Source organism: Sphingomonas sp. BL-S-05 (assembly GCF_055521695.1).
In genome coordinates this window covers 681,760-706,119 of sequence record NZ_CM145499.1, presented here as the reverse complement: position 1 = coordinate 706,119, position 24,360 = coordinate 681,760, and the positions used below count along the sequence as shown (strand labels likewise).

The following is a 24,360-nucleotide window of genomic DNA, read 5'->3' as shown; positions in this document are numbered from 1 at the left end:
TCATTCGAACAGAACCACGGACCGTAACTTATGGCTTTCGATCGTATCGACCGGCAGATCCTGTCGCTGCTGCAGGAGGACGGGCGGATGACGAACGTCGAACTGGCCGAACGCGTCGGGCTGACCGCGCCGCCGTGCCTGCGCCGCGTGCGTGCGCTGGAGGAAGCGGGCGCGATCAAGGGCTATCATGCCGCACTCGATCCGCGGCTGCTGGGGTTCACCATCACCGTGTTCGCGCTGGTCAGCCTGAAGAGCCAGGCCGGCAGCGATCTGGCGGCGTTCGAGGCACATGTCGCGACGATTCCCGAGGTCCGCGAATGCCATATGCTCAACGGTGAGATCGACTTCATCCTGAAGATCGTCGCGGCCGATCTGGAAAGTTTCCAGTCGATGCTGACGACGCAGTTGATCACCGCGCCGAACGTCGCAAGCGTGAAGACGTCGCCGACGGTGCGGACGTCGAAGGCATTGCCGGGGATACCGGTGGTTACCGAATAGGCTTCGGGTTGCCGGGGCGATTTCCCGGTGGCGCTGCGGTAGCCCTGCTTTCCCCCTACCCCGCCGCCGCTCGCCCTCCATCCGTTCGCTTCGAGCGCAGGTTCGAGCTTGTCGAGAAGGCCGTGCCACGAACGCCGCGTTCTCGACGGACGCTTCTCGACAGGCTCGAAGCTGCTCGAACCGAACGGGTTGGAGTGCGGAAAGGTCTAAGGACAAAAACGAAAACGGCCCGGACAGTCGCCTGTCCGGGCCGCTTCCGATTCACCTGATCGCGATCAGTTGTTGCCGACGACCGGGGTCGAGGCGACGATGCGCGGCTGGTCGACGAACAGCGTCCAGAAGGTCGCGATCTCGCCGCGCGGGCCGTTGGTCACCTTGGCGAACGACGCCTTGGCTTCGGCCGCATTGCCCGAACGCGCCTGGGCGATGCCGATGCGGGTGTTCACTTCGTCGGCATCGACGCCGCCCTTCTGCAGCGCGAGCTGATAGAGTTCGATCGCCTTGGCGTTGTTGCCGTTCGCCAGATAGACGTTGCCGGCAGCAGCCGCCGCGCGGCCATTCGCCCCCGCCTTCGCGCGGGTTTCGAGCGTCGCGACCGAGCCATCGGCCTTGATCTGGGTCTGCGCGGTGGTCTTGATGCCGTTGAACACCGTCGCCGATGCCGGAATCTTGCCCTGCGCGCGCCCTTCGTCGATCACCGTGACGGTTTCGTACGGCAGGCCGATATCCTGCGTGACCTGCGCATATTCGCGATAGTCGTTCTGGTCGGCCAGCGACTTGGTATCGCGCATCAGGCGAAGCACGTCGACGCGCGCCTGGTTGCCGAGCGTCGCGCCGTTATTGTCGGCACGATCGCGGAACAGGATCAGCACCTTGCGCCAGTTCGCCTGGGTCGGATATTCGGTCAGCTGGCGACGCGCCCACTGGCCGGCATCGGCCGACCGCTTCGCCTTGTACAGCTGCGATACCATATAGTCGTACCACTGCGACGGCACCGGCTGACCGGCGGCCTTCTTGGCGGCGATGACCTTGTCCATATTCTGGATGCCGGCGTCGATATTGCCGCCCTGAATCTCGATCTGGGCAAGGCGCAGGTCGAGATCGGGGTCGTTATAGCCGGCCTGCTGCGCGCGCTGGAAGAACTGCTTGGCAGCGTCGCCCTGCTTCGCGTCGAGCGCGAGGATGCCGCGATTGAAATACAGGCCGCCGCGCTCCTCAGGCTTCAGCTTCGGGCTGGCGAGCAGTTCGTCGATCGCCGCGGCGAGCGCCGGCCGATCATTCTTGCCCTGTGCCGCCTGCACCTTGATCTGGGCGAGGAAATAGGCCTCGTCCTGATTGCCGGCGGTCATCGCGGCCTGCGCGGCGGCGAGCTGCGTGTCGGCGGTGGCGAAGTCCTTCGCCTTCACCGCGGCGTCGGCGGCGAGGATGGCGGTGCGGAACGCTTCGCTGACCTGCGGGCCGGCGGGGGCGGCTGCTTCCTTCTTGCGCTTCTGGGCGTCGGCCGGCGGGGCGACGACCAGGGTTGCACCCAGGCCGAGCATGGCGGCGAGGGCAGCCTTGGAAACGAACGTCATGCCGTGATCTCTCCCGAAAACTGATGCCGGAGCGACGCCCGGCAGGCGTCGTTCCTGTAAGTCCAACGACGCATCCGCACAAGCGGGCGCGCGCGTCGTCCGATGCCGGACACCGCGTGAACGCGCGTTGAACGATTGTGCTCCCTCGCCCCCTTTGACGGCGGCTTTGCGGGTCGATAGGCGGCAGCGATGATCGCCATCCTCTCCCCCGCCAAGACGCTCGATTACGACAGTCCCCTGCCCCATTTGCCGCAGCACAGCATGCCGCGACTGCCGGACGCGACCGGACAGATCGCTCGCGGCGCGGCGCGACTGGGGGCGGCGAAGCTGGCGACGCTGATGAAGATTTCGCCCAAACTCGCGGAGTTGAACGCGCGACGCTATCGCGAATTCGACCAGGCACCCGAACGGCCGGCGCTGCTGGCGTTCGCGGGCGACGTCTATACCGGGTTCGATGCGAAATCGCTCGAGGAACCGGGATTCACGTTCGCGCAGGACCATGTGCGAATCCTGTCGGGCCTGTACGGGCTGTTGCGGCCGCTGGATGCGATTCGCCCCTATCGGCTGGAGATGGGGACGCGCTGGGCGCCGGGACGGGCGAGCGATCTCTACGCCTTTTGGGGAACGCGGATCGCGGCGCTGCTGGCGGAGGATGTCGCGGCGAGCGGCGACGGGGTGGTGCTGAACCTCGCCAGCCAGGAATATTGGCATGCGGTGGCGGGCAAGCTGCCGGACGGCGTGCGGGTGATCGATGTCGATTTCCGCGAGAACGGACCCGATGGACCTCGCTTCGTCAGCTTTCACGCGAAGCGCGCACGGGGAATGATGGCGCGGTGGATGTGCGAACACCGGGTGACCGATGGCGAGGCGATGCAGGGCTTCGACAGCGACGGCTATCGCTTTGCCGGGGCCGAGGGTGATCGCTGGACCTTCCTGCGGGGCTAACGCGATTCAGGTGAAGAGCGACAGCAACGCGATCACCACCGACGATCCGGCGAGCGGACCGACGAACATCACCAGCAGGAAGATCGCGATCGTCCCGATCATCACCCGTTCCTGCGGCCGGGTCAGCCGCGCGGGCGGACGGGGCGGTTCATAGCCGTCGGGCGGCGGCGGCCAGGCGTTGGCATCGTAGAACATCGTCCCCCTTCCCTGTCGGCCGGTCGGGGGCATAACGCGGAACGAGCGATTGCTATCCGCAGGAACGGCGCCCCCGCTATCGTGGCGGGGGCGCTCCTCTCCTGACCGTTATGCCAGTTCGCGGGTCTTCGGCGCGGCGTCGCGGACGCCGGCGTCGACCGCGTCGGCGAACTGCGCGAAATTATGGTTGAACAGGTCGACCAGCTTGGCGGCGGTGCGGTCATAGGCGTCGCCATCGGCCCAGGTCGAACGCGGGTCGAGGATCGCGGCGTCGACGCCCGGCACCGATACCGGCACTTCGAACCCGAAATTGGGATCGGTGCGGAATTCGCCCCCGGCAAGCGATCCGTCGAGCGCGGCGTTGAGCAGCGCGCGCGTCGCCTTGATCGGCATGCGGCGCCCTTCGCCATATTGGCCGCCGGTCCAGCCGGTGTTGACCAGCCAGCAATCGACATTGCCCTTGGCGATCCGCTCCTTGAGCAGATTGCCATAGACCGACGGGTGGCGCGGCATGAACGGCGCGCCGAAGCAGGTCGAGAAGACCGGTTCCGGCTCCGTCACGCCGATCTCGGTGCCGGCGACCTTCGACGTATAGCCCGACAGGAAGTGATACATCGCCTGGTCGGGGGTCAGCCGCGCGATCGGCGGCAGGATGCCGAACGCGTCGGCGGTCAGCATCACCACGTTGCGCGGCGTCGGCCCCATATTGTCGGCCGAGGCATTGGGGATGAAGTCGATCGGATAGGCCGCGCGCGAATTCTCGGCGATGCTCGGATCGTCGAGGTCGAGCAGGCGGGTGTCCGGGTCCATGACCACGTTCTCAAGAACGGTGCCGAAGCGCTTGGTCGTGGCGAAGATTTCCGGTTCGGCCTCGGCCGACAGGCGGATCATCTTGGCATAGCAGCCGCCTTCGAAATTGAAGACCGCCGTGTCGGACCAGCCATGTTCGTCGTCGCCGATCAGCGTGCGGCTGGCATCGGCCGACAGCGTCGTCTTGCCGGTGCCCGACAGGCCGAAGAACACCGCCGTGTCGCCGTTCGGACCGATATTGGCCGAACAATGCATCGGCATCGTGCCGGTTTCGGGCAGCAGGAAGTTGAGCAGGCCGAACACCGACTTCTTCATTTCACCGGCATATTGTGTGCCGCCGATCAGGATCAGCTTTTCGGTCATGCTGACCGCGATCACCGTTTCGGTGCGGCAGCCATGGCGTTCGGGATCGGCGCGGAAGGTCGGCAGGTCGATGATCGTGAAGTCGGGCATGAAGTCGGCCAGATCGGCGGCTTCAGGCCGGACCAGCATCGTGCGGATGAACAGGTTATGCCACGCCAGCGTGTTGATGACGCGGACCTTGACCCGGTGCTCGGGCTGCGATCCGCCGAACAGGTCCTGCACGAACAGCGTCGGTTCGGTGGTGAGCTGTTCGAGGAAATCGGCCTTGAGCGTCGCGAAATGTTCGGGCTGCATCGCGCGGTTGGTCTTGCCCCACCACACCGTGTCCTCGGTGATGGCATCGCGGACCATGAACTTGTCCTGCGGGCTGCGGCCGGTATGCCGGCCGGTGGTGACGACCAGCGGGCCGTCCTTGGCCAGCCGCCCTTCGCCGCGCGCGACGGCCTGTTCGACGAGCTGCGGCGTCTGCAGATTCCAATGCACATCGGCGCCGGTTTCGATTCCCATCGCTGCCAGCCCGTATTGCGGCGTCACGATCGCCATGCTGCCCTTCTCCCTGTCGAATCACGGGCAGCGCACGCCATGTCCGCCGTCCCGCGCCGAGTTCGCTGTGCTTCCTCTATGCTTGGGAAAGCACGGCGTCAAACGCGTTAAACACGAATATCGACATGATGTTTGCTGGGCGCGACCAATATGAGACGAAACGAAAATGTCGAATAATTATATGATGATTTGAACAGCGGAGGCCATTGAGCCTCGCTCCCCTTTCGCCTAACCCTGCACGCGATGCAGACGGACCCCAGGCCATGACCGCCACGATCGCGCTGGTCGACGACGACCGCAACATTCTGACCTCCGTTTCGATCGCGTTGCAGACCGAAGGATTCACGACGCGCGTCTATTCGGACGGCGAGGTGGCGTTGAAGGCATTTGCCGAGAATCCACCCGATCTGGCCGTACTCGACATCAAGATGCCGCGCATGGACGGCCTCGAGCTGCTGCGCCGGTTGCGCGAGCGCAGCCGCCTGCCGGTCATCTTCCTGACCAGCAAGGACGATGAACTGGACGAGGCGCTGGGTCTAGCGATGGGCGCCGACGATTATATCGCCAAGCCGTTTTCGCAGCGGCTGCTGATCGCGCGCATCCGCGCCATCCTGCGTCGGGCCGAACCGGCCCAGCCGGGCGAGCCGGGCAGCGCCGACAGCGCGCAACCGGTGCTCGAGCGCGGGCGCCTCGCCATGGACCCGGCGCGGCACAAGGTGACGTGGAATGGCGAGAATGTGACGCTGACCGTCACCGAATTCCTGATCCTCGAAACGCTGGCCAGCCGTCCGGGCATCGTCAAGACCCGCAACCAGTTGATGGACGCCGCCTATCAGGACGACATCTATGTCGACGACCGCACCATCGACAGCCATATCAAGCGCCTGCGCCGCAAGTTCCGGCAGGTCGACAAGGATTTCGACGCCATCGAGACGCTATATGGTGCGGGGTATCGGTTCGCCGACGATTAAGGATGCAGGTGGCACCGTACCCCCGCGCAGGCGGAGGTCCAGAGCCAAGCAGAACGTCGGCTGGTGGTTGGGGCCCCTGGACCCCCGCCTACGCGGGGGTACGGTAGTGGTCGGGGAGAAACATGCCCGACGCTGATCCCATCGACCGTCCGCCCGACGAAGGCGCATTGTCGCTGCGCTGGTCGGGCCGCGTGTCGCTGACCCCGCGTATCCTGTTCGTCAACATCTTCGCGCTCGCGCTGCTGGCGGGCGGCTTCTTCTATCTCGACAGCTACCGCGCCCGGATCGTCGATGGCCGCGTGGCGCAGGCCGAGCGGGAAGTGCGGCTGATCGCCGAGGCGCTGACGCTGCTGTCACCCGATGAGCGCACCGACGAAATGGTCAACTTCGCGCGCAAGTCGGGGCTGCGCCTGCGCATCTACGACCGGCGCGGGCGGCTGGTCGCCGATAGCCGGCAGCTGGGCGTGCGCAATTTCCAGCTGCTCGACCCCGACAAGGATGGCTGGCAGCAGGATGCGGCGCGCGCGCTGGATGCGGTGATCGATACCGTCGTGCGCAACGATCGCGACCCGCTGTACCGCGAGCGTGCGCCGGGGCGCGGCCTGCGCTGGCCCGATGTGGTGACGGTGCGCACCACCGGCGGCACGGCGGCGACGGTGTGGCGCGCGCCCGACCGGACGCCGGTCGTCACCGCCGCCGCGCCGCTGCCCGAGGATCGGGTGCTGATGGCGACGGTCAATGCCCGCGACATTACCCAGACGGTGCGGACCGAACGCGCCCGCCTGAGCATGGTCCTCGCCGTCGCGGTGCTGTTGTCGGTGCTGTTGTCGCTGTTCCTCGCGCGCACCATCGTCCGGCCGATGCGCATGCTGGCGCGCGCCGCGATCCGGGTACGCTTGGGTCGCGACCGCGAGGTAGTCGTCCCGCGCCTGCCCAGCCGCCGCGACGAGATCGGGATGCTCGCCCGCGCCCTGTCCGACATGACCGGCGCGCTGCGCAGCCGGATCGACGCGACCGAAGCCTTTGCCGCCGACGTCACGCACGAACTCAAGAACCCGCTCGCCTCGCTGCGATCGGCGGTCGATGGTCTCGCGACGGTCAGGGACCCCGATTTGCGCGACCAGTTGCTGGCGATCGTGCAGGACGATGTGCATCGGCTCGACCGGCTGATCACCGATATTTCGGATGCGTCGCGGCTCGACGCGCAGTTGGCGCGTGCGAAGTTCGAGAATGTCGATCTGGCCGCGCTGATCACGGCGCTGGTCGCCTACCGCGTCGATCGCGGGCTCGAACGCGGCGTCACGCTGCAGTTCGAGCGCGACGGCGACGATCCGCTGGTGGTGCTTGGCGAGGGCGCGCGGCTGGAACGGGTGTTCGCCAACCTGATCGACAACGCCATCTCCTTCTCGCCGCCGGGCGGCGAAGTGCGGATCAGCGGCGGCAATGACGGCGATCTGGTCGAGATCGAGATTACCGACGACGGTCCCGGCGTGCCCCCCGAACAGCGCGAGGCGGTGTTCCGCCGCTTCCATTCGGTCCGTCCGGGTGGCGAGGCGTTCGGCCAGCATTCGGGCCTCGGCCTTGCCATCGCCCGGACCATCGTCGAAGGGCATGGCGGTATGATCGCCGCCGAATCACGCCGGGATAACCGCGAAGGCGCGCGCTTCGTCGTGCAACTGCCGATCATCGGCGCATGAACGAACCGCCGATCCATGCCGGCTGCGTCGCGATGCGCGGTGTCGGCGTGCTGATCGCCGGGCCATCGGGATCGGGCAAGTCGGACCTCGCGCTGCGCCTGATCGATCGCGGCGCGGTGCTGGTCAGCGACGATTACACGCTGCTCCACGTCGAAGGTGGCGAGTTGCACGCGACCGCCCCCGCCACCATTGCCGGGCGGATCGAGGTGCGCGGAATCGGCATCGTCGATCGCCCGACCCTGGCGAGGGTGCCGGTCGCACTGTTCATCGAAGCCGGCACGCCCGACCGCATGCCCGAACCGGCGACGCGCGTCATCGCCGGGATCGCCATTCCCGCCTATAGACTGGCGTTGCTCGAAGCGTCGGCACCCGCCAAGATCGACCTCATGCTCGACAGGATACTCCGATAATGCGCCATGCCGATATCCTGCTCGTCACCGGCATGTCGGGGGCGGGCAAATCGACGGTGCTCAAGACGCTGGAGGACAGCGGCTGGGACATTGTCGACAATCTGCCGCTGCGCCTGCTCGGCAACCTTATCGCCGCCAGCCCCGCCGATGCCGAGCGGCAACTGGCGATCGGCATCGGCACGCGGACGCGCGGCTTCGATGCCGAAGCGATCGTCCGGTCGATCCGCGATCGCCCCGACCTGGGCGTCAGCGTGCTGTTCCTCGACAGCAGCCAGGCCGAGCTGGAGCGGCGCTATAACGAAACGCGGCGCCGCCACCCTCTGGCGACCGACCGCACCGCCGCCGACGGGATCGAGCGCGAGCGCGAGGTGCTCGAACCGCTACGCGGCTTCGCCAACCGCTTGCTCGACACGACCAACTTCTCCCGCAACGCGCTAGCCGAATGGGTGCGCGAGACGTTCGCGGCACCGGGCAGTGCCGATCCGGTGCTGTCGGTGCTGTCGTTCGGTTTCGCGCGGGGCGTGCCGCGCAACGCCGATATCGTCCTCGACATGCGGTTCCTGCGCAATCCGCACTGGGACCCGGTGCTGCGGCCGGGCACCGGGCTCGACGCCGATGTCGCCGCCTATGTGCAGGCCGATCCGGCCTATGACGCCGCCATCGCCTCGTTCGAAACGATGCTGTCGATCCTGCTGCCGCGCTACAAGGCGGAGGGCAAATCCTATGTCACCATCGCCTTCGGCTGTACCGGCGGGAGACACCGGTCGGTCCATGTCGCCGAACGCATGGGGGCATGGTTGCGCGAACAGGGTTTTTCGCCCACGATAGACCATCGCGATCTCGGCACGGCGCCGCAGGATTCGCTGGAAGGCGCACGGCGCGCGCCATGACGGATGTGGGAACGACGACGAACATGATCGGGTTGGTATTGGTGACGCATGGTCGTCTTGCCCAGGAGTTCGTCGTTGCGATGGAGCATGTCGTCGGCCCGCAGGAGCGGATCGAGACGGTATGTATCGGTCCCGAGGACGATATGGAGGAACGCCGCGCCGACATCGCCACCGCGATCGCCGCGGTCGATGCCGGGCAGGGCGTGATCGTGCTGACCGACCTGTTCGGCGGCACGCCCAGCAACCTCGCCATCTCGCTGATGGAAACCGGCCGGATCGAGGTGATCGCCGGCATCAACCTGCCGATGCTGATCCGTCTGGGCGGCGCGCGCAAGGCGATGAAGGTCGCCGAAGCGGTCGCCGCCGCGCGCGAGGCCGGTCGCAAATATATCTCGGTCGCCAGCGAGGTTCTGGGGGAAGCAGCGGCATGACGGTCACGCGCACGGTGCAGATCACCAACCGGCGCGGCCTGCACGCGCGGGCGTCGGCCAAGTTCGTGACGATGGCCGCCGCGCAACCGATCGAGGTCAGCGTCGAGAAGGACGGATCGCGGGTCACCGGCACGTCGATCATGGGCCTGATGATGCTGGGCGCGGCCAAGGGCGACCATATCACGATCAGCGCATCGGGCGCCGGCGCGGAACTGGTGGTCGGGCAACTCGCCCAACTGGTCGAGGATCGCTTCGGCGAGGATTAGGGGCGGCGCAACCTGCCCCGCGCACGTCATCCCAGCGAAGGCTGGGATCTCCCGGTGATTGCACAAGACAGGAGCCGCACGAGGCCCCAGCCTTCGCTGGGGCGACGCTTGTCTCAAGAAGGGGAGAAGACTGGCGAACCCGCCCTCCCAAATTTTTAGGGGTGGTCCCACCCCCGCCCCGGCCATAGGCCAACCCCCATGCCCCAGCCGACCGAAACCGCGCTTGCCACCCTGACCGACAAGGAAAAGCAGACGCTGCGCCTGATCGTACGCGGGCATGATGCGAAGTCGGTGGCGGTCACGCTCGGCCTGTCGGTCCACACCATCAACGAACGGCTCCGCGAAGCGCGGCGCAAGCTGGCGGTGTCGAGCAGTCGCGAGGCGGCGCGGATGCTGTTCGAGGCGGAGGGCGCGACCCCCGAAAATCTCGGGGACAACAGAAACGGGGACGACGTGGCCGTCAGCGCGACCGATGTCGAGACCGCGCCGGACGACGGCGCGGGGCGGTCCGTCCGGTCGCCCCGGTTTCTGATCGGAGCGTTTCTGATGACCCTTGCCCTCGGCCTGCTGGCCCTCACCCTGACACCCGCAACGGTGCAGACGCCGCCGCCGCCCCCCGCGACCGCACCGGCGACCCCCGCCCCCGAAGCGGCGCGCGCCTTTCTCGAACTGGTCGACCAGGGCCGCTGGACCGACAGCTACCGCCGGTTCGGTGTCGCCTTTCGCAAGCTGAATACCGAGCAGGTCTGGGCGAATGTCTCGGAAAAAGTACGCACGCCGCTCGGCCCAGTCGTGTCGCGGACATTGATCGGACAGGAATATGTCCCCGCCCCGCCCTATGGCTACCAATCGGTCAAGTTCCGCACCCGCTTCGCCAAGGGCGGCGAGCAGGTCGAAACGGTCATGCTCGATCAGGAAGATACCGAGTGGAAGGTCGTCGGCATCACCGTCGGCTGATCGGATCGGAATGGCGGCGAACGGCATGGGCGGACCGTTCGCCGCCGCAACCGGTCAGCCGTTGCTCTGGCCGCCATGGCTGCTCTGGCCACCCTTCGATCCGGCTTCGCTCGCGCGTTCCGGGTCGTTCCTGAAATTGCCGCCGCTTTCGTGGCCGCCCTTGCGTCCGGCTTCGGAAGCCTTTTCGCGGTCATTGGCAAAATTGCCCGGATTATTGTTGCGGCCGCCGCCGCCATTACTGTCTGCCATTATCGCTCTCCTGCATCCCGCTCGCGGACACAGACGAAGATCGACCGGCGACCGTTGCAACGCCGGGCGCAGCTTTAATTATATCCATCATTCACTTAGGTGATGGTACGAAACGGCCAGCGCTGCTCGAAGCACGCGTCGCGACACTGCCGGATCCGCAACCGAACAGGGCCGGACCCGCCGGCCATGATCGGAAATATCGCTCACCCCCGCAGCCGCCGTTCTTCCTCGACCATGTAATCGCGCGTCAGCGGCAGTGCCCAGCGGTCGCGAGTCAGTTGCACCTGATAGTTGACCATGCCGCCATGGCGGAACGCCGCCGCCGCACCGGCCAGATAGAAGGTCCACATGCGGTAGAATTTCTCGTCGTACAGCGCGACGATCTGCTCCTTCGCTGCCACCGTGCGCGCGTACCAGTGGTCGATGGTCAGCGCATAATGGACGCGCAGCACCTCGACATCGCTCGCGATCAGCTTGGTCCCCTCATAGCCGCGCACGATCTCCGACAGCGCCGGATTGTAGCCGCCGGGGAAGATATATTTGGTCGTGAAGGTATCGGTGACGCCCGGCACGCCCATCCGGCCGATGGTGTGGAGCAGCATCACGCCGTCGTCGCTCAGCAATTCGCGGCATTTGCGAAAGAACGCGCCATATTGCGGTGGGCCGACATGTTCGAACATGCCGACCGACACGATCCGGTCGAACCGGCCGGTAACGTGGCGATAGTCGATCAGTTCGAACTTCACCTTGTCGGCGACGCCCGCTTCCTCGGCGCGGCGGCGGGCGACCTTGATCTGCTCTTCGGACAGGGTAACGCCCAGCACCTCGGCCCCGGTCTTCTGATGCAAATACAGCGCCATCCCGCCCCAGCCGCAACCGATGTCGAGCACGCGCATCCCCGGCCGGATCGCCAGCTTGGCGGCGATATGCGCCTTCTTGTCCGCCTGCGCCTGTTCGAGGCCGTTGTCGGCATCGGTGAAATAGGCGCAGCTATATTGCAGGTCGCTGTCGAGGAAGAGCGCGTAGAGCCGGTCGGACAAGTCGTAATGATGCGCGACGTTGCGCTTCGACCGGCGCGCCATATTGACCCGGTCGACCCGGTGCCGAACCGCATCGAACAGGCGGATCGGCAGCGACGGCTGCAACCCGCCGCCACGGCCCCAGGGCGTGTTGCCGGTCAGCAGTTCGACCAGATCGCGAATGTCGCCGCGATCGATGACCAGATCGCCGTCCATATACGCCTCCGCCGCGCCCAGCGCCGGATGGCGGACGATCCGGCCGGCGACGCCGGGCTTGGTGAAGCGGATCGCGACGTCGGGAAAGGCCGGGTCGGGGCTGCCGAAGTTGACGGTGCGGCCATCGGCATGGGTCAGGGACAGGGTGCCGCGACGAACGGTGCGCGACAGGAACGTATCGATCAGTGCCATGAACGGTGCGTTAGGGACCGAATGTGGCAAGTCATAGGCGAGCGTTAACAATCCGTGCAGCAGGACGCGAAGCCACACGACCGCGCCAAAATCCTGCCCGGCACGGGGAGGATTTGCTTGGCTCGGCGGTTCCGCTACACGCCCCCCATGCTCTCCCGCCTGCGCGATCGCCCCTGGACCACCGCGCTGCTGATCGGCGTTGCGGCGCAATTGCTGTTCGCCTGGGGGCTGGGCCGACCGGGCAGGCTGTCGTTCGACGAAGTCCATTACGTCCCTGCCGCGCGCATCCTGCTGACGCTCGCCTATCCGGCCAATCCCGAACATCCGCTGGTCGCCAAGGAACTGATCGCGCTCGGCATCGCGCTGTTCGGCGACAATCCATGGGGCTGGCGGATCATGGGCACGCTGGCGGGGACGGCGACGGTGCTCGGCGTCTTTGCCATCCTGCAACTGCTGTTCCGGCGGACGCATGTCGCGGCGTTCGGCGCGGGGATGGCGGTCCTCAACCAGACCTTGCTGGTCGAGGCGCGAACCGCGATGCTGGAAGTCTATCTCGGCGCGTTCGTGACGCTGGCCATCGCCGCGCTGCTCTGGTCGATGCGCGGCCGTCCGGCGGTGCGACTGACGCTGGCGGCACTGCTGTTCGGGCTGGCGGTCGGGGTGAAATGGGCGGCGGTGCCCTATGTCGCGGGCGCGGCGCTGCTGCTGATCTGGGGCAAGACGGGCAAGCGCGACTACTGGCCGGGACTGCGGCTGATCCCGGCGCTGGCGATCCTCGGGACGGTCAGCATCGCCACCTATTTCGCGACCTTCGCGCCGGCCTTCTTCTACGCGTCCGAACCACTGACCTTCGCCCGCCTGCTGCCGTTCCAATGGGACATGTATCAGCGCCAGACGCAGATACTGGCGGCGCATCCCTATCAGTCGAGCTGGTGGAGCTGGCCGCTGCTCGCCCGGCCGATCTGGTATTTCTACGAACCCGATAACGGGGTGCAGCGCGGCGTGCTGCTGCTTGGCAATCCGGCGATCATGTGGGGCGGATTGCTGGCGGTCGCGGTGTGCCTGTGGAGCGGCTGGAAGCGGCGGGCACCGGCGCTGTTCGGGGTCGGGCTGCTATGGGTCGGGTCGCTGGCGGTCTGGGCAGTGATCCCCAAATCGCTCGGCTTCTATTATTATTATCATCTTTCGAGCATCTGGCTGTGCCTCGCGCTCGCCGCCGCCTTCCATGCCCATGCGAAAGGCCGCCTCGCCCGCGCCGACGAATGGTTCGCGCTGCCTGCGATCATGCTGTTCGTCTATTTCTACCCGATCATCTCGGCGGCCCCGCTATCGGGACCGCAGGCGTTCAACCGCTGGATGTGGTTCGATAGCTGGCGTTGATTTGGTTCACGCGAAGTAGATTTTCGCGCAAAGGCGCAAAGGACGCCAAGGGGTTGCGATCGGAAGATCGTCATCCCTTCCTCCTATCGGTCGAAAGCCGCTATTGCGGCCGACGCAACCTCCTTGCGCACTTTGCGCCTTTGCGCGAAAATCCTGATCTCTCAGCGCCTTCGCGCGAAACCCTTACGCCGCTCGCCGCCGCCCGTAGCGCCCCCAGGTAAAGCGCGACGACAGCGCGAAATTCCACACCGCCCCGACCGCGATCCCCGCCAGCGCCGGCAGCGCCCAAGCCCCCCCGCGCACATCGTACAGGAACGCCGCCAGCCCGACATTGGCCACCGCCCCCACCGAACACACCGCACAGAAGGACACCCAGCCGTCGAGCAACGCCTTCGTGCCCCGCAGCCGCCGGTCGCGATAGGTCAGGTGGTTGTTCAGGAAGAAGTTGAACGTCATCGCGACCATCGTCGCCACGATCGTCGCGGCCACGAACCCGCTGCCCAACTCCAGCAGCAGCCCCAGCGCCGCGAGATGCACGATCGCCCCCGCCGCGCCGATCGCCGAGAACATGACGAAGCGCACCGGCACCACCCGCCCGAACATCCGGTCGTACAGCGCGATCAGATATTCGAGCGCGACGACATGGTCGAGCTTGCTTTCCCCCACCGCCCGCGTGCGAAACACATAGGGGAGTTCGGCAAACCGCAACGGCTCCGGCGCGGCGGTCAGGATGTCGAGCAATATCTTGAACCCGATCCCCGACAGGCGCGGCGCGACGCGGCGGACCACCGCGCTGCGGATCATGAAGAAGCCGCTCATCGGGTCGGACAGGTCGGCCTTCAGCACCCGCCGCGACAGGCGGGTGGCGAGCGCCGACTTGGCGACGCGATCGGCATCCCAAGCCCCGGTCCCACCGCCCGCGACGAAACGCGAGCCGATCACCAGATCGAGCGCCGCATCGGCTTTGAGCGCCGCCGCCATGCGCGGCAACAGCGTCTCGTCATGCTGCAGATCGCCGTCGATCACCGCGACCAGTGGCGCCGCGGTGGCGCACATCCCCTCGATACAGGCGGTGGAAAGTCCGCGCCGGCCAATGCGCTGGATCACGCGGATACGCGGATCGGCACGCGCGATCTCGCGAACGACATCGGCGGTGCCATCGGGGCTGTCGTCGTCGACGAAGATCGCCTCCCACGCCAGTCCCGCCAACGCCGTGTCCAAAGCCGCGACCAGCAACGGCACGTTGCCGCGTTCGTTGAACACGGGCACGACGATGGCGAGGTCGAGCGGAATCATATCCCCCTTACCGTACCCCCGCGCAGGCGGGGGTCCAGAGCCACGGGCGACCCCGTTCGTTACCCTGGATCCCCGCCTGCACGGGGATGCGGCAGCGGGTGAAGATCACAACCCCGCCAACACCGCGTTCGTCATGTCCTGCGTCGTGGCGCTGCCGCCGAGGTCCGGCGTCCGATGCCCCGCGACCAGCGCCGCCGTCACCGCCGCCTCGATCCGGTCCGCAGCTTCCGGCAAGCCCAGCGAATGGCGCAGCATCATCGCCGCCGACAGGATCGTCGCCAGCGGGTTCGCCTTGCCCTGCCCGGCGATATCGGGTGCCGAACCATGGATCGGCTCGTACAGCCCCTTCTTGTCCTGATTGATCGCGGCGGAGGGCAGCATCCCGATCGAACCGGCGCACATGCTCGCCTGATCCGACAGGATATCGCCGAACAGATTGCCCGTCACGATTACGTCGAACTGGCCCGGATTGCGCACCAGCTGCATCGCGGCATTGTCGACATACATATGGGTCAGCGCGACGTCGGGATAGTCGGCCGACACCTCGATCACCACGTCGCGCCACAGTTGCGAGGTTTCGAGGACATTCGCCTTGTCGACCGAGCATAGCCGATGGTTGCGGGTCCGCGCCGTCTCGAACGCGACGCGGGCGATGCGCGCCACTTCGGACTCGTCATAGCGCATCAGGTCATGGCCTTCGCGCAGCCCCTCGGCGGTCGTTCCCCGCCCCTTCTCGCCGAAATAGACGTCGCCGGTCAGCTCGCGCACGATCACCATGTCGATCGCGGCGGCGACTTCGGGGCGCAGCGCGGATGCATCCTCCAGCCCGGCGAACAGCTTGGCCGGACGCAGATTGGCGAACAGCCCCAATGCCTTGCGTAAGCCCAGGATCGCCTGCTCCGGGCGATGCTCGCGCGCGACATTGTCGAATTCGGGATCGCCGACAGCGCCGAACAGCACCGCATCGGCGCGCTTCGCCAGATCGAGCGTCGCCGGCGGCAGCGGATGGCCATGTGCGCGATACGCCGCGCCGCCGACCGGCGCTTCCTCGAACGTCAGGTCGAGACCCAGCGCGTCGAGCACCCGGCGCGCCGCCGCCACCACTTCCGGTCCGATCCCGTCGCCGGGCAGTATCGCGATCAAGGCCATTGCGTCATTCCTGTTTCGCGCACGAAGATTGCGCGTTTCACTGGCAAAAGCCCCTGCCCCAAGCCGGGCGGGTCACGCAACCGTCCTTTTCAATCGCTCGATCAACCGTTCGCGCGCCGCCAGCACGTCCTGCCCCCGCCCGCCCAGCAGGTCGCGCGACAGGAAATGCCCCGACAGCGCGAGGCCGTCGAACGCCGCCTCCCAACTTGCCGGCCCGCCCTCCGCCAGAAAGGCGGGCAGCGCCAGCAACCGATGTTCCAATCCCGTCGCCGCCCCGCGCGACACCGCACCGCCGCTTCTCGGGCTGACATGGGTCAGATCGTCGCGCGCCCCCGTGGCGACGCATTCGTCGAGCGCCAGCCCGAAGCCCAGTTCGGACAGGATCAGCAATTCGGTCCGCACCAGCGCCCCGATCCACGCCCGCGCCGCCGGTGCCGCCGCGATCGCCGCGAACAGCCCGTCGAGCGCGGCATGGATGCGCGGATAGGGTTGCGCCTCGGGCAGCGCATAGGCGGTCAGCGCACACATCCAGTCGATCGCCGCCGCCGGCACCGGTTCGGCGAACAGCGGCGCCCGACTCTCGACCAGTTCGACGCCAAGCGCCGCCAACTGCGTATCGCTCCGCGCCCGCCAGTCGCCGCGCACGATATTGCCCGGCTGCAACACCGGCCGGATCGCCCGGCTCCGCCCACCACGGACGTATCCGGGTTGCACCCCGGCCTCGGCAGTGAGCGCCCGCACCACCGCACCATGCTCGCCATGGGGGCGGGCCGAAAGCAGGATGGCGGTGGTGTTGAGGTGCATGGGATTGGTTTAGCAGGGAAGGGAAACGCGTGATATCATGCTGGTACAAGGCTGACATTTCGATTGATTGGACCGAAATTTGGTTCCCATGGCCTACCGACATGACGCGAACCCGTTCGTCCTGAACAGCCATTGAGCTTGTCGAAATAGCGTATCGAAGGACGTTTGGACAGGTGCTTCGATACAGGTGTTCACCAAGCTCAGCCCCTACTCAGCACGAACGGATCTAGCTCTTGTCATCGCGCTCGAAATGCCCCGTATAGGCTCGAATTTGCCGGAATCCAGATCGACGGGTCCAGATGTATATTCGGCAGTGAATTCGGTAGGCATCACCCGTGCTACACACCGGATCATAGCGAGATCGTCCCCTTCACTACGGAAAATCACAGTCCCCGAGTGCATCCCATCTTCGATGAGTTCAAAGCTTGGCTGCCCGCATTGATGAAGTGCCTGCGCCAAACCCCCATGGTCAGGAAATGGCCCCCCTATACTTGGCTCGCCGGTTCCATGAACTAACGCATCCGCTGCTGGCGTCCCGTCGAAAACGATTTTCAGCACGACCCAACGCTCGTCGCTGCTCTTCCTGCCGCTGCAACCCAGCGTCGCGAGCGAAAGCGCCGCAACGATCGAACTTCGAATAATCATTCCGTCTTACCGCCAACATCCGTATGCTCCGCAACACATTCGGGAGCGATCGAATGACTATCGAAGCTTCGGGGGCAATACTCCCCTTCCCGACGAGACAGCCGTGCCAAAATCGCGCGCCATACCGAAAATTCCTCGTACCCCGGCGAAGGCCGGGGTCCAGTTGGGAAGGCTTTTCCGTACCTGACCAACGCCTCCGAACTGGACCCCGGCCTTTGCCGGAGTACGAAAACGCCACGCTTGCTGACGAGTTCGCTTGAGGAAAAACGTCCAATTCGTAATCCGATGCCGGCTACCCCCGCCGTACCCGAGCCACAACGCTCCCAACCACCGGCCAGTCCCGGGCACGCTTCACCCGCTCGACCACGCCGTCGAACGCCTGCAACGCCGCCACCACCGCGCGATTGGCCCGGCTGTCGCGCAACAACAGCAGATCGACGCACGCCGTCCCCCCGGTCGCAAACTGCCGCTTATGCTGCCCCTCGCCCTCGGTAAAATCGAACCGCAGCGCCGCCGGCTCGGCGAACAGCGTGCGGAAGGCTTCCATGTGCAGCACGCTGCCCGGCGACCATTCGCTCCAGCTCGGATCATGCCCGACATAGTCGTAGCGGACGTCGCCGCCGGTCATCGGGCAGTAGAGATAGGCGATCGGCGACCCGCCGACGAACAACAGCCAACCGAACGCCTCGCCGCGCGCGCCCTTGCCCTGCATCACCGCGCGGAACGGCACGTCGGCCGGCAGCCCCGCCCCCAGCAGCTTTTCCTGATAGGTCCGCTCGGCCACGCGCCGCGCAAGGCCATGAAACTCGGCCAGTTCGTGCGCGGTGCGATAGGTGCGGACGTCGAGCGACCCTTCATTCACCTCGGCCAGCTTCTTGCGCTTGCGCTTGAGTGAGGACCGCGCATTGCCCGACAACCCGGCGAACCACGCATCGAACCCGATCGTCAGGTCGGTGTGGTAACGCGTATAGCGCTGCCGGACGAACACGATCGCCGCCTCCGCCACGACCGCCGGCATCAGCGGCTCGGGCAGCGAGGTCACCGACCAGCCATCCGCGCCCTTGGGCAAGGGCGGCAGCACCGGCACCTCCCCCGCCAGCACGTCGCGCAACTCCATCGGCACGCGCACCAGCCGTCGCCGCACCGAGAACAGCGTCCGCGCGCCGATCTGGAACTTGATCGGCCAGGGCTGGACCTGCGTCACGCCGCGCGCTCCTCGATCCAGTTCGACCAGAGTTGTTCGGCCTGCCGCCACCGCGTCCGCAGCGCACTGGCGGGCAGCGGCCTGTCCTCCTGTCCCAGCCGCAGCGCCGGACGATCGCGGAAATGCGTCGTCGGCAGGCGATCGGCCTGCGCGGCGAGGGTGCGGCACAGGGCCTCGAACCGGCGGACATGAACGCGATTGGCTCGCGTACCGCTGCGGTTGGCGAGTTCGAAGCCATGGCTGACGATCGTCACCGCCGCATGGTTCTGCGCAGCGGCATGGAGCAGCGCTGCGCGCATTTCGGCTGTCGACAGCGCGCAAATCTGGAAATGCCGCCGCCCCCCGCCGGGCGTCGCGATCGTCGTCACCGGCACCTCAATCAGCCCGCGATGCACGACCGGCGCGATCACGTCCGGCGACAACGCGATCTTGCTCGGCCATGGATGGTGCGCGCCGTTGTGGCTGCTGTCATAGGCAAAGCCGAGCGCCGCCAGCGCATCGAGCGTTACGTCGTTCGCACTATAGCTGCCGGCCCGGAACGCGACCGGATCGGGGACGCCGGCCGCCCGCAACAGGTCGCGCGCTTCGCCCAGCAGGTCCTGCTGTTCCTGCCGCGACAGATCGACCAGTTCGAACACATGCGCTTGGCCGCGATCGTCCAACGCCGCGTGCGCCCAATTGGGGTGGAGATGCAGTTGCACCTCCTGCCCCGCCGCCAATATCGCCTCTACAGTCGGCGCGATCGCTGCCATGCCGTACAGCCGGGCGGGCAGCGGATCGACGAAGAAGCATGCCTTCAACCCATAGGCGCGCAGGCGTTCGATCTGCCACGTCACCCCGACCCCGGCGGGTTCGAGCGACCGCTGCACGACCTGATCGGCCGGCAGGTCGGCGGCGTGATGCCGCCACATCAACTCGGTATCGATCGTCAGGAAGACGGGGGTCGTCATGCTGCTGTCCTGCCCGTTTCACGTAAAGAACCGGTGAAGCGTTCTTGCCCGATCGGCAAGTTCGGTACGCCGTGTACATAATGCGCGTTAACCATGATTTCCCGCAGTTCGGCGCGGATATTGCCGGCGCGTACCATGCAAGCCTCGAAAATCGCGCGCTTTAGTACACTGATGTATTGGAACAGGATCGCCGGCCAAGCCGTTACGCGGCCGAATTTAAACCATATCGGAGGCATAATGAGCGACGATATCGACCGGACCGACGCGATCTTCCTGGTCGCGCAGCACGGCCGCAACGCGTTGCAGGTCGCCGCCGCCCGGACCGCCGGCGCGCTGTGCCGCGGCGACCGGGGCGAGGCACAGCGCTGGCTGGCGATCCGCAGCTTCCTGCAACGCGCCATGGCCTAGCAAGTCCCGCTAGCCGGTCGGCAGCGACCCCGCCCAGTCATTCCATTCGGCGATCGCAGCCGCGCTTTCCGCCCGCTGCGACGCCAGTGATGCTTCCTCGACCGCACGCGCCAGCGCGACATGACAGGTCGCCGTCACATCCACCCCCGCCGCCCTGGCGCGCGCCAGCAGCGCGGCGTCGATCGCGACCGGTTCAGCGGGCGTGGAAATAGTCATACACCCCCTGCGCCATCGCCTTGCTGACCCCCGGCGCCTTTTGCAGATCGGCGAGGCTGGCGTTGCGCACCGCCCGCGCCGTGCCGAAATGCATCAACAGCGCCTTCTTGCGCGCCGGCCCGATGCCCGGCACCTCGTCGAGCGGGCTGGCGCCGATTGCCTTCGACCGTTTGTCGCGATGCGCACCGATCACGAAACGGTGCACCTCGTCGCGCAGCCGCTGAAGATAGAACAGCACCGGCGAATTGACCGGCAACGTCAGCTCGCGCCCGTCCATCAGGTGGAACACCTCGCGCCCGTCGCGGCCATGATGCGGCCCCTTCGCGACGCCGACCATGCACACATCCTCGATGCCCAGATCCTCCAGCACCGCCTTCGCCGCGCTCAACTGCCCCTTGCCGCCGTCGATCAGCACGAGGTCGGGCCAGCCATTGCCGTCGCGATCGGTCTCGCGATCGGGATTCTCCTCCTGCGCGCGGGCGAAGCGGCGGGTCAGCACCTCCTTCATCATCGCGAAATCGTCGTTGGTCTGCGCCTGCTTGATGTTGAACTTGCGATACTGGCCCTTGCGGAACCCCTCCGGCCCGGCGACCACCATCGCGCCCAGCGCATTGGTGCCCTGGATATGGCTGTTGTCATAGACTTCGATCCGGTCGGGCGGCCCTTCCAGTTCGAACAGTTCGGCCACCTCGCGCAACAGCCGCGCCTGCGTCGTCGATTCCGCGTTACGCCGTTGCAGCGCCTCCTCGGCATTGCGCTTCGCCTGATCGAGCAGCCGCCGCCGCACGCCGCGCTGCGGCACCGACAGCGCGACCTTGAACCCGGCGCGCTCGGCCATCGCCTCGGCCAGCACGTCCCCTTCGGCCAGTTCGCGGTCGACGAACACGTTGCGCGGCGGCGGCACTTCTTCATAGAATTGCATCAGGAAGGCCGACAGCACCTCATCCTCGGGCACGTCATTGGTATGCGCCGGGAAGAAGCTGCGATGCCCCCAATTCTGCCCGCCGCGAATGAAGAAGGCCTGGATGCCGATCACCCCCTCCAGACACGCCATCGCGAAGACATCGGCATCGCCGACGCCATCGGCATTGATCGCCTGCGACCCCTGAATGAAGGTAAGCGCCTTCAACCGGTCGCGCAGCACCGCGGCGAGTTCGAAGTCCATCGCCTCGGCCGCTGCCTGCATCTGCACGCCCAGCTTCGCCTGTACCTTGGTCGACTTGCCTGCAAGGAAGTCCTTCGCGTCGGAAATCAGCTCGGCATAGGCCGCCTGATCGATCCGCCCGACGCACGGCGCGGAACAGCGCTTGATCTGGTACAGCAGGCACGGCCGGTCACGCGTCTTGAAGAAACCGTCGGTGCAGGACCGCAGCAGGAACAGCTTCTGCAACGCGTTCAGCGTCTGCGTCACTGAACCCGCGGACGCGAACGGCCCGTAATAATTGCCCTTGGCCCGCCGCGCGCCGCGATGCTTCTGGATGCGCGGAAAGTCGTGATCCGCCCGCAACAGGATGAACGGAAACGACTTATCGTCGCGCAGCAGGACGTTGTAGGGCGGGCGATAGCGCTTGATCAGCTGCGCCTCGAGCAGCAGCGCTTCCGCCTCGTTATTGGTCGTGACGATGGTCATCGACCGCGTCTGCGCGACCATCCGCTGCAACCGCTTGGTCAGGCGCGACACCTGCGTATAGTTCGCCACGCGGTTCTTCAGCGCGCGCGCCTTGCCGACATACAGCACCTCGCCGCGCGCATCCTGCATCCGGTACACGCCCGGCCGCACCGGCAGCGTCGCCAGCACGTTGCGGATCGCGGCGATTCCGGCATCGATATCCGGCGCGTCCGAACCGCGCACGGTGAAGCTGGCCTTGTCCTCGTTGAAGCGATTGGGCGCGTTGGGTGTTTCCGACATCCCCGCCGATTTAGGAAGTGCGGCGAGCGAACGCCAGCGTCATGCGGCGACCGGCGTTCGGCCCCGATGCTTGGCACGGTACATCAACTGGTCGGCACGCTGGATGACGTCGTCGATCGACCGGTCGCCGGCTTCGATCCGCGCCGCACCGATGCTGAGCGTCCATGCCGGCAAGCCCGCCTCTTCGCGACCCGCACGGCCGCGTATCCGGTCGATGATCGTCGCGGGATCGTCGGCGCTGGCGATGACGAGGAATTCGTCCCCGCCCAGCCGCGCGACGAAATCGCCACCGACACTATGTTGCAGGGCGGTGGCGATCGCCATCAGCACCCGGTCACCCACGCCATGGCCATGGCGGTCGTTGATCGCCTTGAACCGATCGACATCGATCAGCAGTGCCACCCGTCCGGGCACCAGCAACTCGACCTCGCTCGCCGCCAGCGCCGCGCGGTTCCACACCCCGGTCAGCGGATCGCGCAGCGCCATCTGCCGCAACCGATATTCCGAGTGCGACGCCGGTATCCACAGCAAGGCCAGATTGGCCGCGCCGAACAGCAGCTGATCGGCGAAGAACGGCACCCCCTCCAGCATCACCGCTGCCTGCGGCGCGAACAGCTGACAGCCCGCGACGATCAGGTACATTGGGACATACAGCATCAGCAGGCTGCCGGCGATGCGGCGCGGTCGGGTGGTACCGTCGTTCGCGCGCGCGAGCAGCAGCGGCACGGCAAAAGCGAAGGAACAGCAGGCCATCGTGAACGACCAGCAGGCCGACGCAGCCGGCCCCCGCCCCAACGCCGTCAACGCCACGCTCGGCACGATCGCAGTGGCCGCGACCAGACCCCACATCCATGGGACGAAACCGCGGACCCCGTCGAACCGCCGGACGCCGGCCAGCACCAACGCCATCGAGAACGCCAGCACCCCATCCGTCGCCATCTGCGTCCAGAGGGGAAATGGTTCGCCGACCAGCGCAGCGAGGATCAGGGACGCGCAATAGCTGAACGCCCCCCATCCCCAATACACATACCACGCCCGCCGCCCGGCCATGAAGAAGAACACCACGGTATAGGCCGCGCTGCACAGGATGCTGCATTGGCGCAGCGTCGCCAGGTTGGGATCGTCGAACATGCCCGGCGATACGTACCGGACAGGCGTTAACAGCCGATAACGGGCTATATTTTCATCCCGTCCGTGCGGCCGCGATGATCCGCAGCCCGCGTACCGCATCGACCGGATCGACGGGCACCGCGCCCTCGCCCCGGATCGCGTCGCGCATCGCCCGGTAATATCCGCGCCAGTCGCCCGCCTCCGACCGCACCGGCCGGGCGGCGCCTTCTCCATCGGTCAGTACGCCCCATTGCGCCTCTGGCTCGATGCCATAGCCGCTGTCGCCGGGCATGCCGCCCGCGCGCAGCACCGCCTCCTGTGGGTCGATGCCGTATTTGACGAAGCTGCCCTTGGTCCCGTGCAGCGCGAAGCGCGGGCGGGGCGCGGCGACCAGCGACGCCGACCCGATCGTCACCCGCCGCGCGCCATAGCGCAGCACGATCTCGAAATAATCGTCGACCCCGGCGGCGGGACGCTGCTGCGTCACGTCGCCCGCCACCGCATCGGGCATGCCGAACAGGCGGATCGCCTGATCGATCATGTGCGGCCCGAGATCGTTGAGCAGCCCGCTGCCCGGGCCGCCTTCCTCGCGCCAGCCGGGCTTGATCGCCGGACGGAACCGGTCCCAGCGGAACTCGGCGAGCATCACCTCGCCCAGCGCATCGTCACGCAACAAACGCTCGACCGTCAGGAAATCGCTGTCCCAGCGGCGATTGTGGAATACGCTCAGCAACCGCCCCGCCCCGCGCGCCAGCTGCACCAGCGCGACGGCATCCTCGTCGTCGATCGCCAGCGGCTTGTCGACCACCACATGCCGCCCCGCCGCCAACGCCGCCTGTGCCAACGGCGCATGGCTGTCATTGGGCGTCGCGATCACGACCAGATCGATGCTGTCGTCGGCGATCAGCGCCTGCGGATCGGCATGGCGCGTCGCCGCCGGAAACCGGTCGGTCGGCCGCGACGTCGCGATCGCGGCCAGTTCCATTCCCTCGACCGTCGCGATCAGCGGCGCATGGAACGACGCGCCGGCAAGGCCGAACCCGATCAGGCCGACACGTACCAT

26 protein-coding genes are annotated in these 24,360 nt (G+C 66.5%); 11 read left to right on the top strand and 15 right to left on the bottom strand.

What is annotated here, in order from left to right:
* Nucleotides 1-30: 30 nt before the first annotated feature.
* Nucleotides 31-498, top strand: coding sequence for an Lrp/AsnC family transcriptional regulator (locus ACZ1JS_RS03035; protein ID WP_056454156.1), 468 nt, complete (start codon nucleotides 31-33; stop codon nucleotides 496-498).
* A 275-nt stretch (nucleotides 499-773) separates the two neighbouring features.
* On the opposite strand, the gene ACZ1JS_RS03030 is transcribed toward ACZ1JS_RS03035, so the two are convergent.
* Complete coding sequence (locus ACZ1JS_RS03030; RefSeq protein WP_465167657.1) at nucleotides 774-2,072, bottom strand: tetratricopeptide repeat protein; 1,299 nt, start codon at nucleotides 2,070-2,072, stop codon at nucleotides 774-776.
* Between the two features lie 189 nt (nucleotides 2,073-2,261).
* Here ACZ1JS_RS03030 and yaaA point away from each other — a divergent pair, with 189 nt between their 5' ends.
* Complete coding sequence (yaaA, locus tag ACZ1JS_RS03025) at nucleotides 2,262-3,017, top strand: peroxide stress protein YaaA (RefSeq protein ID WP_465167656.1); 756 nt, start codon at nucleotides 2,262-2,264, stop codon at nucleotides 3,015-3,017.
* A gap of 6 nt (nucleotides 3,018-3,023) precedes the next feature.
* Here yaaA and ACZ1JS_RS03020 read toward each other — a convergent pair whose 3' ends face one another.
* Together ACZ1JS_RS03020 and ACZ1JS_RS03015 are read right to left on the bottom strand one after the other, a co-directional pair.
* Entirely contained in the window at nucleotides 3,024-3,212 is a 189-nt protein-coding gene (locus tag ACZ1JS_RS03020; RefSeq protein WP_242116147.1) for a hypothetical protein, read from the bottom strand.
* Nucleotides 3,213-3,320: 108 nt separating this feature from the next.
* A complete protein-coding gene (locus ACZ1JS_RS03015; RefSeq protein ID WP_465167655.1) occupies nucleotides 3,321-4,928 on the bottom strand; it encodes a phosphoenolpyruvate carboxykinase in 1,608 nt (535 codons plus the stop codon).
* Between the two features lie 263 nt (nucleotides 4,929-5,191).
* On the opposite strand from ACZ1JS_RS03015, the gene ACZ1JS_RS03010 reads away from it, so the two are divergent.
* From ACZ1JS_RS03010 to ACZ1JS_RS02980, 7 genes are all read left to right on the top strand, one after another.
* Nucleotides 5,192-5,899, top strand: a complete 708-nt coding sequence (locus ACZ1JS_RS03010) for a response regulator transcription factor (protein WP_242116145.1) — start codon at nucleotides 5,192-5,194, stop codon at nucleotides 5,897-5,899.
* Nucleotides 5,900-6,021: 122 nt separating this feature from the next.
* Nucleotides 6,022-7,596, top strand: a complete 1,575-nt coding sequence (locus tag ACZ1JS_RS03005; protein ID WP_465167654.1) for a sensor histidine kinase — start codon at nucleotides 6,022-6,024, stop codon at nucleotides 7,594-7,596.
* Nucleotides 7,593-8,006 carry an HPr kinase/phosphorylase gene (locus tag ACZ1JS_RS03000; protein WP_465167653.1) on the top strand — a complete coding sequence of 138 codons (414 nt, stop codon included), beginning with the start codon at nucleotides 7,593-7,595 and terminating at the stop codon, nucleotides 8,004-8,006. Before ACZ1JS_RS03005 ends, ACZ1JS_RS03000 begins: the two co-directional genes overlap by 4 nt.
* Nucleotides 8,006-8,896: an RNase adapter RapZ gene (gene rapZ, locus ACZ1JS_RS02995; protein ID WP_465167652.1), complete on the top strand. Its 891-nt coding sequence runs from the start codon at nucleotides 8,006-8,008 to the stop codon at nucleotides 8,894-8,896. Before ACZ1JS_RS03000 ends, rapZ begins: the two co-directional genes overlap by 1 nt.
* Nucleotides 8,897-8,919: 23 nt before the next feature.
* Entirely contained in the window at nucleotides 8,920-9,327 is a 408-nt protein-coding gene (locus tag ACZ1JS_RS02990) for a PTS sugar transporter subunit IIA (protein ID WP_056454184.1), read from the top strand.
* The gene (locus ACZ1JS_RS02985; RefSeq protein ID WP_465167651.1) at nucleotides 9,324-9,593 is read left to right on the top strand and encodes an HPr family phosphocarrier protein; all 270 of its coding nucleotides are present in this window, start codon (nucleotides 9,324-9,326) and stop codon (nucleotides 9,591-9,593) included. Before ACZ1JS_RS02990 ends, ACZ1JS_RS02985 begins: the two co-directional genes overlap by 4 nt.
* 198 nt (nucleotides 9,594-9,791) lie before the next feature.
* Entirely contained in the window at nucleotides 9,792-10,550 is a 759-nt protein-coding gene (locus ACZ1JS_RS02980) for a helix-turn-helix domain-containing protein (protein WP_465167650.1), read from the top strand.
* A gap of 54 nt (nucleotides 10,551-10,604) precedes the next feature.
* Here ACZ1JS_RS02980 and ACZ1JS_RS02975 read toward each other — a convergent pair whose 3' ends face one another.
* A complete protein-coding gene (locus ACZ1JS_RS02975) occupies nucleotides 10,605-10,799 on the bottom strand; it encodes a con-10 family general stress protein (RefSeq protein ID WP_465167649.1) in 195 nt (64 codons plus the stop codon).
* Between the two features lie 203 nt (nucleotides 10,800-11,002).
* Nucleotides 11,003-12,226: a class I SAM-dependent methyltransferase gene (locus tag ACZ1JS_RS02970; protein ID WP_465167648.1), complete on the bottom strand. Its 1,224-nt coding sequence runs from the start codon at nucleotides 12,224-12,226 to the stop codon at nucleotides 11,003-11,005.
* Nucleotides 12,227-12,373: 147 nt separating this feature from the next.
* Here ACZ1JS_RS02970 and ACZ1JS_RS02965 point away from each other — a divergent pair, with 147 nt between their 5' ends.
* The gene (locus tag ACZ1JS_RS02965) at nucleotides 12,374-13,606 is read left to right on the top strand and encodes a glycosyltransferase family 39 protein (protein WP_465167647.1); all 1,233 of its coding nucleotides are present in this window, start codon (nucleotides 12,374-12,376) and stop codon (nucleotides 13,604-13,606) included.
* Between the two features lie 183 nt (nucleotides 13,607-13,789).
* Here the strand turns inward: ACZ1JS_RS02965 and ACZ1JS_RS02960 are convergent, their stop codons facing one another.
* The 6 genes from ACZ1JS_RS02960 to ACZ1JS_RS02935 all read right to left on the bottom strand — a co-directional run bounded on the left by ACZ1JS_RS02960 (nucleotide 13,790) and on the right by ACZ1JS_RS02935 (nucleotide 19,890).
* Nucleotides 13,790-14,902 carry a glycosyltransferase family 2 protein gene (locus tag ACZ1JS_RS02960; RefSeq protein ID WP_465167646.1) on the bottom strand — a complete coding sequence of 371 codons (1,113 nt, stop codon included), beginning with the start codon at nucleotides 14,900-14,902 and terminating at the stop codon, nucleotides 13,790-13,792.
* Nucleotides 14,903-15,007: 105 nt separating this feature from the next.
* Complete coding sequence (gene leuB / locus ACZ1JS_RS02955) at nucleotides 15,008-16,051, bottom strand: 3-isopropylmalate dehydrogenase (RefSeq protein WP_465167645.1); 1,044 nt, start codon at nucleotides 16,049-16,051, stop codon at nucleotides 15,008-15,010.
* 72 nt (nucleotides 16,052-16,123) lie between these two features.
* A complete protein-coding gene (recO, locus tag ACZ1JS_RS02950; protein ID WP_465167644.1) occupies nucleotides 16,124-16,855 on the bottom strand; it encodes a DNA repair protein RecO in 732 nt (243 codons plus the stop codon).
* Nucleotides 16,856-17,792: 937 nt separating this feature from the next.
* A complete protein-coding gene (locus ACZ1JS_RS02945) occupies nucleotides 17,793-18,704 on the bottom strand; it encodes a GNAT family N-acetyltransferase (protein ID WP_465167643.1) in 912 nt (303 codons plus the stop codon).
* A complete protein-coding gene (locus ACZ1JS_RS02940) occupies nucleotides 18,701-19,654 on the bottom strand; it encodes a polysaccharide deacetylase family protein (RefSeq protein ID WP_465167642.1) in 954 nt (317 codons plus the stop codon). The genes ACZ1JS_RS02945 and ACZ1JS_RS02940 overlap by 4 nt, the downstream gene beginning before the upstream one ends.
* Entirely contained in the window at nucleotides 19,651-19,890 is a 240-nt protein-coding gene (locus ACZ1JS_RS02935) for a hypothetical protein (protein ID WP_465167641.1), read from the bottom strand. The genes ACZ1JS_RS02940 and ACZ1JS_RS02935 overlap by 4 nt, the downstream gene beginning before the upstream one ends.
* A gap of 1 nt (nucleotide 19,891) precedes the next feature.
* On the opposite strand from ACZ1JS_RS02935, the gene ACZ1JS_RS02930 reads away from it, so the two are divergent.
* Nucleotides 19,892-20,062, top strand: coding sequence for a hypothetical protein (locus ACZ1JS_RS02930; RefSeq protein ID WP_345876634.1), 171 nt, complete (start codon nucleotides 19,892-19,894; stop codon nucleotides 20,060-20,062).
* 9 nt (nucleotides 20,063-20,071) lie between these two features.
* Here the strand turns inward: ACZ1JS_RS02930 and ACZ1JS_RS02925 are convergent, their stop codons facing one another.
* The 4 genes from ACZ1JS_RS02925 to ACZ1JS_RS02910 are packed head-to-tail and all read right to left on the bottom strand — an operon-like array spanning nucleotide 20,072 to nucleotide 24,360.
* Nucleotides 20,072-20,278, bottom strand: coding sequence for a type II toxin-antitoxin system CcdA family antitoxin (locus ACZ1JS_RS02925; RefSeq protein ID WP_465167640.1), 207 nt, complete (start codon nucleotides 20,276-20,278; stop codon nucleotides 20,072-20,074).
* The gene (uvrC, locus tag ACZ1JS_RS02920) at nucleotides 20,256-22,187 is read right to left on the bottom strand and encodes an excinuclease ABC subunit UvrC (RefSeq protein ID WP_465167639.1); all 1,932 of its coding nucleotides are present in this window, start codon (nucleotides 22,185-22,187) and stop codon (nucleotides 20,256-20,258) included. The genes ACZ1JS_RS02925 and uvrC overlap by 23 nt, the downstream gene beginning before the upstream one ends.
* A 39-nt stretch (nucleotides 22,188-22,226) precedes the next feature.
* Nucleotides 22,227-23,318 carry a GGDEF domain-containing protein gene (locus ACZ1JS_RS02915; protein WP_465167638.1) on the bottom strand — a complete coding sequence of 364 codons (1,092 nt, stop codon included), beginning with the start codon at nucleotides 23,316-23,318 and terminating at the stop codon, nucleotides 22,227-22,229.
* Between the two features lie 52 nt (nucleotides 23,319-23,370).
* Nucleotides 23,371-24,360 carry an oxidoreductase gene (locus ACZ1JS_RS02910; protein ID WP_465167637.1) on the bottom strand — a complete coding sequence of 330 codons (990 nt, stop codon included), beginning with the start codon at nucleotides 24,358-24,360 and terminating at the stop codon, nucleotides 23,371-23,373.